Consider the following 357-nt stretch of genomic DNA (forward strand, 5'->3'; position numbering starts at 1 on the left):
TCTAAATGGCAAAACATTGTATTTCACTGATGATGAAGTATACCGAAAAATTAAATCTGTTGAAATTGGTGATATTGCAAATGAAATGGAGGAATATGGTGAATTTGAAGTGGAATTCACTCTTGATCCTTTTGAATATACAGAGGATGTAAACCTAAAGCTTACTGAACCAGGTATATTTTATAATCCAGGTACGATAGAATCAGAACCGAAGTTTTGGATTGTAGGAAATGGTACTTTCCGTATCACAATCAATGATGTATCTTTTCAAATAAAGGATGTCGATGGCTCTGTTGTCGTAGATTCAGAAGTACTTGAAGCATATAGCGGTACAATACCAATGAACGACAAAATGAA

General features: G+C 33.9%; 1 pseudogene. It reads left to right on the plus strand.

From position 1 onward, the window contains the following. A pseudogene (locus ACQGS6_RS29540) lies at window positions 1-357 on the plus strand (phage tail protein); the annotation flags it as partial.

The organism is Bacillus sp. GMs2/2 (assembly GCF_050172095.1).
Taxonomy (GTDB): Bacteria; Bacillota; Bacilli; order Bacillales; family Bacillaceae_G; genus Bacillus_A; species Bacillus_A cereus.